Source organism: Teichococcus deserti, from assembly GCF_001982615.1.
Classification (GTDB): domain Bacteria; phylum Pseudomonadota; class Alphaproteobacteria; order Acetobacterales; family Acetobacteraceae; genus Pseudoroseomonas; species Pseudoroseomonas deserti.
Genome location: NZ_MLCO01000219.1, coordinates 1 through 9,741, shown reverse-complemented (window position 1 = coordinate 9,741; position 9,741 = coordinate 1). Strand labels below are relative to the sequence as shown.

The 9,741-nt window shown below is 73.5% G+C and carries 7 protein-coding genes; 5 read left to right on the top strand and 2 right to left on the bottom strand.

What is annotated here, in order from left to right; all coding sequences use genetic code 11:
• The 3 genes from BKE38_RS32275 to BKE38_RS20585 form a co-directional block, all read left to right on the top strand.
• Window positions 1–183 (top strand): hypothetical protein (locus tag BKE38_RS32275; RefSeq protein ID WP_207553627.1); only part of this gene is annotated, 183 nt, incomplete at its 5' end.
• Between the two features lie 38 nt (window positions 184–221).
• A complete protein-coding gene (locus BKE38_RS20590; protein ID WP_076959125.1) occupies window positions 222–962 on the top strand; it encodes an aspartate/glutamate racemase family protein in 741 nt (246 codons plus the stop codon).
• Between the two features lie 32 nt (window positions 963–994).
• A complete protein-coding gene (locus BKE38_RS20585) occupies window positions 995–1,423 on the top strand; it encodes a PaaI family thioesterase (RefSeq protein ID WP_076959124.1) in 429 nt (142 codons plus the stop codon).
• On the opposite strand, the gene BKE38_RS20580 is transcribed toward BKE38_RS20585, so the two are convergent.
• Window positions 1,420–2,667: an MFS transporter gene (locus BKE38_RS20580; RefSeq protein ID WP_083747727.1), complete on the bottom strand. Its 1,248-nt coding sequence runs from the start codon at window positions 2,665–2,667 to the stop codon at window positions 1,420–1,422. The two genes, BKE38_RS20585 and BKE38_RS20580, sit on opposite strands and share 4 nt — an antisense overlap.
• A gap of 303 nt (window positions 2,668–2,970) precedes the next feature.
• Window positions 2,971–7,671 carry an NAD-glutamate dehydrogenase gene (locus tag BKE38_RS20575; protein WP_083747726.1) on the bottom strand — a complete coding sequence of 1,567 codons (4,701 nt, stop codon included), beginning with the start codon at window positions 7,669–7,671 and terminating at the stop codon, window positions 2,971–2,973.
• Between the two features lie 213 nt (window positions 7,672–7,884).
• Between BKE38_RS20575 and BKE38_RS20570 the strand changes: the two genes are divergently transcribed.
• A complete protein-coding gene (locus BKE38_RS20570) occupies window positions 7,885–9,108 on the top strand; it encodes a cupin domain-containing protein (RefSeq protein WP_076959121.1) in 1,224 nt (407 codons plus the stop codon).
• The coding region (locus BKE38_RS20565; RefSeq protein WP_165694243.1) for an OmpA family protein at window positions 9,105–9,741 on the top strand (637 nt) is incomplete at its 3' end. The genes BKE38_RS20570 and BKE38_RS20565, both read left to right, overlap by 4 nt.

Below are 9,741 nucleotides of genomic sequence, written 5' to 3'. Positions count from 1 at the left end.
CCCGGTGGCACCGCCAATCTCGTGGCCCGGAGGGCCGCGCATCGCGCGCTGCGCGACGAGCCCGGCGGGCTGCAGCAGCACGACATCACCCGCCTGACCGAGCTGCTGGAGGCCGAGCTGCCGCCCGCCCGCATCCCCGGCCGCGGCCCCACCCGCCAGGCGCCGGTCTTCCAGAAGAACTGACCCTTGCCGCGGGATGCGGCGCGGCCCAGGCTGGGCCGATGCGCATCCTGCTGCTGAACGGCAATACCGACGCCGCCATGACCGCGCGCATGGCGGCGCTCGCCACCCAGGCCCTGCCGCGGCTGGGCCTGGGCCACGTCACCCTGTCCAGCGCGACGGCGCGCTTCGGCGCCCGCTACATCGCCAGCCGCACCGCCGCCGCCATCGCGGCCCATGCGGTGCTGGAGCTGGTGGCCGAGGCCGCTGAACAGGTCGACGCCATCGCCATCGCCTGCTTCGGCGACCCCGGGTTGGACGCCGCCCGGGAACTGTCCGGATTGCCGGTGGCGGGGATGGCGGATGCCTCGCTGCGGCTGGCGCTGGGCGCGCATCGCCGCGTCGCCCTGCTGACCGGCGGCACCGCCTGGGTGCCGATGCTCGAGGAATTCTCCCTGTCCCGCGGCTGGCCGGCCGAGCGCGTGCTGGTCCGCGCCGTCGCCCCCACCGGCGACATGATCGCCCGCGAGCCGGAGCGCGCCCTTTCCCTTCTGGCCGAGGCCGCCACCGCCGCGATCGGCGACGGCGCCGAAGCCGTGGTGCTGGGCGGCGCCGGCCTGGCCGGGCTGGCGCCCAGGCTGCAGCCGATGGTCGGCGCCCCGGTGCTGGACAGCCTGGACTGCCTGCTGCGCAGCGCCGCCGGCGCCATCCCGACCCCGCCCGGCCCGACGCCCGACGCGCTGGGGAAGACGCCGACCACCGGATTGGGACAGGCGCTGACAGCCAGGCTGGCGCCCGCTTGACCTGCCGCGATGCAGCAGGCACCAGCGAAACCATGTCCAAGCCCGACCTCGCCTCGCCCCCGCCGCCGTACCATGAGCTGCTCGGCATCCGCCTGACCGAGTGGAAGGACGGCTATGCCCGCGTCGTCTGCGACAGCGGCGCCGGCCATCTGAACCGCAGCGGCATCGTCCATGGCGGCGTCATCCTGTCGCTGATCGACCAGGCGGGCGCCTTCGCCGGCCTCTGGTGCAGCGTCGAGGGCAATGTCCGCAAGGCGGTGACCATCGACCTGGATTGCCGCTTCACCGGCCAGGTCGCCGGCGGCGAGATCGTGGCGGTCGGCCAGGTGATCTCGCGCGGCCGCAACATCTTCTTCGCGCGGACCGAGGTCTTCGACGAGGCCGGCAAGATGGTGGCCTTCGGCGCCTCCACCCACCGCTGGCGCGCGGGCAGCGAAGGCGTCGAAGGCTCGCCCGCCTAACGCTTCTTGATCTTCACCGTCGCCAGGATCACCGCGCCCAGCGCGATGAAGCCCAGCACCGTCGCCATCCCGGCCCGCTGGCTGGCGGTGGCGGTGGTGACGAGGGCCAGCACCGCCGGCCCGAGGAAGCCGGTGATCCGTCCCGACAGGGCGAAGAGCCCGAAATGCGCCGAGACTTCTTCGGGCGGGGCCAGATGCGCCATCAGGCTGCGGCTGGCCGACTGGGCGGGCCCGAGGAACAGGCCCAGAGCCATGGCCAGCCCCCAGAAGACCGTCTTGTCGTCGGTCAGCACCACGCCGGTGCCCAGCAGCAGCAGCGCGCCCAGCGAGACCAGCACCGTCTCCCGCGCGCCCAGCCGGTCCTCGATCATGCCGAAGCCGGCGGCGCCCAGCCCCGCCGTGACGTTCAGCGCGATGCCGAACATCAGGATCTCCTCGAAGCCCATGCCGAAGCTGCCGGCGGCATAGATGGCGCCGAAGGCGAAGAGCGTGTTCAGCCCGTCGGTGTAGAACAGCCGCGCCAGCAGGAAGCGGCCCATCACCGGGTTATGCGGCAGGCGCCGCAGCACGCCCCAGATCTCGGCCAGGCCATGCCGCACCGAGACGCCCCAGCCGGGCCGCGGCGGCGGCGGGTCGGGCAGGGCCAGCAGCACCGGCCAGCCGAAGGCCAGCATCCAGACCGAGACCAGCAGGGCGGTGGCGCGGACATGCTCGGCCGCGTCGCGGTCGAGGCCCAGCGGCGAGGGATTGGGCTGCACCAGCAGCACCAGGCTGATCAGCAGGCAGGCCAGCCCCCCCGCATAGCCCAGCCCCCAGGCGAGGCCGGAGATGCGGCCCAGCCGCTCCGGCGGCGCCACCTGCGGCAGCATGGAATTGTAGAAGACGGTGCCGAGCTCGAAGCCCACCGTGGCGATGCCGACGCAGACCAGCGCCCAGAGCGCCGAATCCGGACCCGGCGTCGCATACCAGATCAAGCCGGTGGCGACGGAGGTCACCACGGTGCAGAGCAGCAGCATCACCCGCCGCCGTCCGCCGGCATCGGCGACCGCCCCCAGCACCGGCGAGAGCAGCGCGATGGCGATGCCCGCCATGGTCTGCATCCAGCCCCATTGGGCCTGGCCGGTGGCGGCGTCGGCCGCGATGCCCTGGGTGAAATAGGCGGCGATGACGAAGGTGGAGACGACGGTGGGAAAGGCGCTGTTGGCCCAGTCATATAGGGCCCAGGCCCAGGCTTTCCGCGACATGATGGCATTCATGGCGGGGAGAGTGCCCGGGAAGGGAAGACAAGGGAAAGGGCAGGGGGCAGGCCAGGGGAATGAATTCCCCTGGACCCCTTCTTTTTTCTGCGGTGACTGCCGTGTCCACGTGGCGACGGCACGTGAAACGGCCCCGCCGAGGCGCGACCTGCGAGGGTGCGCCATTTCATCAAAAAAAGCGCCCCGCCATGATGCCCTGGTGAGGCATCCGACGGAGCGCTGGTCGTCAAACGGCCGGTGATCAGAAAAAAGATGGGGGTCTGGGGGAATTCATTCCCCCAGCCTTCCTCTTCAGACTGCCTTGCTCAGCTCCCGCACCGCCACGGTCACCGCCGCCAGATCCGGGCGGGACGCCGCGTCGGCCGCGGTGCGGCGGGCCGCTTCCGCGTCCGGCAGGGCGCCGCGCAGGGCGGCCTGGGCCAGGCGGGTCTGCAGCCCGGCCAGGTCGTCCAGCAGGGCCGCCTTGGCGCGGGTGCCGAAGGGCCCGGTGGCCGGGGCCAGCCCGGTTGCCTGGCGCAGCTCCGCCAGGTGGAAGCTGTCGCCGACCGAGCGCCAGGCGCTGGCCGCTTCCGCCGGCGGCACCGACGCCGAGGCCGCCAGGCGCACGATGGCGGGGGCGGCTTCCAGCGCCGGGGCCGCGACGACCAGCCGGGCCACCGGCTCGGGCAGGCCGTTCTGCGGCGGGGTGGCGGCGGCGGTTTCCGTCGCCAGCAGCGCCTCGATGCCGGGGCGCAGCGTGGACAGCGCCTCGTCCAGCGGGCGGGCGGTCTCCGGCATGGCCAGCAGCTCGCGGGCGGTGGCGCCCAGCAGCTGGCGCAGCGCCATCAGCGCGGCATGGCGGGCCTCGACCGGCGCGGCGGCGCGGTCGGCGGCTTCCATGGCGGCGCCAAGGTTCAGCAGCCGGTCGGCCAGGATGGTGGCGCGGGCCGCGTCCGCCGGCTCGGAGCCGGCGGCGAGGCGGGCCAGGCCGGCCGGGCCAAGGCGGTTGGCCACCTCATTCGCCAGGATGGTCGCCAGCAGCTCGCGCCGCAGGCGGTGGCGGGCGATGAAGGGCGCGTAGTCACGCCGCAGCTGGCTGGGGAAGTAGGCCTCCAGCAGCGGCAGCAGCGCCGGGTCGTCGGGCAGGCTGCTGTGCTCGATGGCCTCGGCCAGCCACAGCTTGGCGAAGGGCAGCAGCGCGGTCAGCTCCGGCCGGGTCAGCTTCTGCTGGGCGGCGATGCGGCTGGCCATGCCCTCAGCATCGGGCAGGCCGGCAACGGCGCGGTCCAGCAGGCCGCTGGCCTCAAGCCGGACCATCAGCGCGGCCTGGGCGGGCAGGGCCTCGGCGCCGGATTCCGCTTCAAGCGAGACGGCCAGCGACTGCTCGGTGTTGTCGCGCAGCACGAGGGCGCCGACCTCCTCGGTCATCTCGCGCAGCAGGCCTTCGCGCTGGCGCTCGGTCAGGGCACCGGCGGCGAGCGCGTCGGCCAGCAGGATCTTGATGTTCACCTCGTGGTCGGAGGTGGAGACGCCGGCCGAGTTGTCCAGCGCGTCGGTGTTCAGGCGGACGCCGGCGCCGTCAGCGCCGAGGCGCGCGGCCTCGATGCGGCCGGCCTGGGTGACGCCCAGATTGGCGCCCTCGCCGATGATGCGGGCGCGGATCTCGCGGCCGTCGACGCGGATGGCGTCGTTGGCGCGGTCGCCGGCCTCGGCCTGGGACTCGGTCGACGCCTTGATGTAGGTGCCGATGCCGCCGAAGTAGAGCAGGTCCACCTTGGCGCGCAGGATGGCCTTCATCACCGTCGCCGGGTCGGGCTTCTCCACCTCGATCCCGAGCATCGCGCGCGCCTCCGCCGAGAGCGGGATGGTGCGGGCATTGCGCGGATAGACGCCGCCGCCCTGGCTGATCAGCTTGGCGTCGTAGTCGAGCCAGGAGGAGCGCGGCAGGGCGAAGACCCGGGCGCGCTCGGCATAGGAGGCGGCCGGGTCGGGCGTCGGGTCGATGAAGATGTGGCGGTGGTCGAAGGCGGCGAGCAGCTTGGTCTGCTTCGACACCAGCAACCCGTTGCCGAAGACGTCGCCGGACATGTCGCCGACGCCGGTGACCGTGAAGGGCTCCGCCTGGATGTCGTGGCCGAATTCCGAGAAATGGCGCGCGATCATGACCCAGGCGCCCTTGGCGGTGATGCCCATGGCCTTGTGGTCATAGCCCTGGCTGCCGCCCGAGGCGAAGGCGTCGTCCAGCCAGAAGCCGTATTCCTTGGCCAGGCCGTTGGCGATGTCACTGAAGGTCGCCGTGCCCTTGTCGGCGGCGGCGACGATGTAGGGATCGTCGCCGTCGCGGCGGACGACATGGGCGGGGGGCAGCACCGTCTCGCCCTGCAGGTTGTCGGTGATGTCCAGCATGCCGCGGATCAGCGTCTTGTAGGCGGCGATGCCGGTGGCCATGAAGGCCTCGCGGTCGGTGGCCGGCGGCACGGCGCCCTTCAGCACGAAGCCGCCCTTGGCGCCGGTCGGCACGATGACGACGTTCTTCAGCCGCTGCGCCTTCATCAGGCCCAGGATCTCGGTGCGGAAGTCTTCCTTGCGGTCGGACCAGCGGATGCCGCCGCGCGCCACCGGGCCGGCGCGCAGATGGCAGCCTTCCATGTGGGGCGCGTGAACAAAAATCTCGCGCCAGGGGCGCGGCTGCGGCATGTCGCCGGCCCGCGCGCTCTCGAACTTCAGCGAGAGATAGGGCTTGTCCTGGAAGAAGTTGGTGCGCAGCAGGGCGTCCAGCGCGGTGCGCAGCCGCGCCAGGATGCGGTCGGCATCCGGGTCCTCGACGGCGTCCATCAGCGCGGCCCAGTCGCCCTCCAGCCGCTCGGCGGCAACCACGCCGGCGCCGCTGGCGGCGGCCGGGTCGAAGCGGGCGTTGAACAGGTCGACCAGCAGGCGGGCGGCCTGCGGCTGGCCGGTCAGCGCCGCCTCGACCGACCCTTGCGCGAAGGGGAAGCCGACCTGCTTCAGCCAGCGGAACAGGGCGCGCAGCAGCCAGGCCTCGCGCCAGGTCAGGCCGGCCCGCGGTACCAGGCGGTTGAAGCCATCGACCTCGGCGCGGCCGGTCTGCAGCGCCTCCAGCGCCTCGAGCAGCGCGGGGAAGCGGGCCTCCCCCAGGGCGGTGCCGGATTCCAGCGTGTAGATATGCAGCACCGCGCGGGTGCCGCCGGTCACTTCCCTCAGGTGGAAGGGCTGCTCCTCGATGGCGCGCAGATCCAGGCTCTCGAACAGCGGCAGCGCGTCGGCCAGCGGCAGCGGGCCGCCGGCATGGGCCAGGCGCAGCGTCAGCGCGGTGCGGGCGGCGCCGGGCGCGCGCTCGAGCCGGGCGGCGGGGCGGCCGGCGGACAGCGCCTCCTCGACCATCTGCAGGTCGGCCACGGCGGTGCCGGCGCTGGTCTGCTCGGCATAGGCGGCGGGGAAGGCGTCGGCCCAGCGCGACAGGGCGGCGGCGGCGCGGGCCTCGCCCATCTCGGCGGTCAGCGCCTCGCCCAGCCGGTCGGCGAAGGGGCGGGCGGCCTGGGCGACGGCGGCTTCCAGCGCGTCGTCGTCGACCGTGCCGACGGCGCCGGGGACGGTGCCGATGATGTAGTGGACACGGGCCAGCGGCGTGTCGCCGAGGGCGATGTGGAAGGCGGAGAGCCGGCCGTCGAAGGCGCGGGCCAGCATGCCGCCCAGCTTCTCGCGCAGCCGGGTGTCGAAGCTGTCGCGCGGCAGCCAGGCGATGGCGGAGACGAAGCGCTCGAAGGGATCGCGGCGGATGTAGAGCGCCGGGCGCGGCCGGATGAAGAGGTCGAGGGCGCGGCGGGCGCCGGAGAGGATGGCGTCCTCGTCGGCCTGGAACAGCTCGTCGCGCGGCCAGGTGTCGAGGATGTTGCGCAGCGCGCGGCCGTCATGGCTGTCGGGCGCGACCCCGTCGCGGTCCAGGATGCGGGCGACCTTGGCGGTCAGCCAGGGGATGCTGCGCGGGTTGCGGTTGTAGGCCGAGGCGGCGAAGAGGCCGACGAAGAGCCGCACGCCCTCGACCGCGCCGTCGGCGCCGAAGATCTTGGTGGCGACCACGTCGGCATGCGCCGGGCGGTGGACGCGGGCGCGCATATTGGCCTTGGCGATGGACAGCACGCCGCCGCCCAGCAGCGACTGCCGCACATTGGCCGGGATGGCCGAGAGGTCGCGCAGCGCGTCGAAGACGGGAACATTGGCGTCGCGCAGCAGGCCGAGCCCGTCCTCAGCGCTGTCGCCGCTGTCGGCGAAGCGGATGACGCGATGGCCCAGGAACACAAAATTCTCCTCCGCCATCCAGCGCAGGAAGGCCTGGCCGGCCTCGCTGTCGGGGCCGCCATTCGGGCCCCGGGCGATCTCGGCCTCGGCCTGCTTCAGCCGGTCGAGCACGGCGGGGAAGTCGGCGACGGCCAGGCGGACATCGGCCATGGCGCGCTGCAGCGCCTCCTCGGTCGCGGCCCAGCCTTCGGCGCCGCCGGCGGTCTCCGACAGCAGCCGCGCGTTGGAGGGGGCGATCTCGAGATGCATCATGCTCTCGGCCGCGCCCGAGGGGTCGAAGCCCTGCAGATGGCCGGCGGCGTCGCGCTTCACCCGGACGACGGGGTGCAGCAGGCGGCGCGCGGTGCGGCCCGAGAGGGTCAGGGCCGCCAGCACGCTGTCGACCAGGAAGGGCATGTCGTCGGTGACGATCTCGGCGACCGCCACGGCGCCGCGGCCGGGGCCGGGGGGGCGCAGCCGGATGCTGGCCTGGCCGGGCGTCCGGTTCTCGGCGAGCGAGAAGAGGCTGGCGGCGGCGGCGGCGAGGCGCTCCGGCGGCTCGGCGGCGAGTTCGGCGGCAGGCAGGCCGTCGGCCAGGCGCTGCAGCAGGGTGGTCGCGGCGGGCGGCAGCCCCGGCGCCTGGCGCTGCAGGGCATCCGCGGCGGTGCGCAGCAATTCGGCGCGCAGGCCGCCTTCGCGGATCTGGCCTTCGGGCATGACTTCTTCCTCCATCGAACCTGACTGGCAGACTGGGCTGGCAGGCTGGCCGGAAAATCGGCCCGGGGCGCGGCCGGCGCAAGCGGGAGCGTGCCAAGCTACGGTGCAATTTGCATAAAAATTCAGCGTCAATTGGCCATCATTTGGCCGCTTTCGCCAAAGGGCGGTTTTCCCCTGGTGACCACGGCGCGAAGGCAGGGCTAAGCTGCGCGCATGATCCGCACGCTCGCCGACCTCCTCGCTCCGATGACGCCGGAGCAGTTCTTTGCCGAGTATCACGACAAGCAGCCCCTGCATGTCCAGGGCGGGGCGGCCAAGTTCGCCTCCGTGCTGTCGTGGCGGCAGATCAACCGGCTGCTGGACCAGACCCATATCTGGTCCAGCCAGTCGCTGAAGCTGGTGATGGACGGCAATGCCGTGCCGGCAGAGCAGTACTGCACCCGCGCCACCAGCCGCGACAATGCGCAGACCCTGCAGCCCGACGCGCGCATGGTCGGCCAGTGGATCGGGCGCGGCGCCTCGGTGGTGATGAACGACGTCGACAGCCTGACCCCGGGCCTGGCCTCGGTCTCCGACGCGCTGGAGGAGGCCGGGCTCGGCAAGGCGCAGGGCAACGTCTACATCTCCTGGCAGAGCCACAAGGCCTTCCCCAGCCATTTCGACACGCATGACGTCTGGGCGGTGCAGGTCGAGGGCGAGAAGACCTGGAACATCTGGGAAGGCCGCGCCGAATGGCCGATCCCGCATCCGGTGTTCCGCAGCCTGGGCCAGGCGCATCACGACCAGGCGAAGGGCAAGCTGCGCGGCAAGGTCACCCTGAAGCCCGGCGACCTGCTGTACCTGCCGCGCGGCTGGTACCATGACGCCCTGGCCGAGGCGCCGGCCTCGGTCCATATCGCCTATGGCGTGCACGCCCCGATGGGCATGGACCTGCTGAACATGCTGGTGGAGCGCGTGCTCTACGAGACCGAGTTCCGCAAGCCGCTGCCGCGCCAGGATGGAACCGCCGCCGCCCGCTTCGCGTTGACCAGCCGCGCTGCCCAGCTCGGGCAGCGCCTTTCCGAGCTGACGCGGGATCCCAAGGTCATGGAAGTTCTGGCCAAGTTCGTGGCCGATTATCGCTATCGCCGCGGCGGCAACGACCTGTTGGCGGCGCGCGGCCTGGCCGCGCCTTCGGCCGGCGAGGGCAGCGATGCCGAGGGCGCGGCCTTCCGCGTCGTCACGCCGGGCGCCAAGGCGGTGCGGCGCGGCGCCGAATGGGTGGTGAAGGCCCCCGCCGGCGCGCTGTCGCTGGCGCCCGCCGAGGCCGAGGCGGCGAACTGGCTGCTGGCCCGTCCCGACGGCACCGAGGCCGAGCTGCGCCAGGCGCATCCGGCGGTGGATGCGGCGGCGCTGCTGACGCGGCTGGCCGAGGCCGGGCTGCTCGCCGCCACATGAGCCGCCTCCTCCTCCTCGCCCCCCTGCTGGCGCTGCCGCTGCTGGGCGGCGAAGCCCAGGCCCAGCCGCGGCCCTTCAACTGCATCGGCGCCGAGCGGCTCGAGGACGATGTCTTCGAGATCCCCTTCGCGCCGCGCAGCGCCCGGCCCAGCGAGGCGGCGCGCACCCCGGTCGCCGCCGCCGCGGCGCTGGCCCGCGCCAATCCGGCGCGCAACCTCTGCGTGCTCGGCCATGCGGTGCGCGAGGGCGGGCAGGCAACCAGCACCCAGCTGGCCGCCCGCCGGGCGCGCGAGGTGTCGGAGCTGCTCTCGGTCGGCCAGGGCATCGAGCGCGGCCGCATCCGCGCCGAGGCGCGCAATCCGGGCTTCAGCAGCCGCACGCCGAACCGCGAGGCGCGCAGCGTGACCATCGTCGTGCTGCCGGCTTCGGTCGACGCGCCGCCGCCGGCCGCGCCGCCGCAACCGCAGCGTCGCCCGGGCGGCGAGGCGCCGCGGTCGCCCGCCGCGCCGGCGCCGGCGCCGCCGGCGGTGGCACCGCCGACGCCGCCTTCCGTCACGCCGCCGGGCCGGCCTTCCGCCGCGCCGCCGGCGCCAGTGAACCCGCCACCGGCACCGCCGCGCCCGGCGCCGGCGC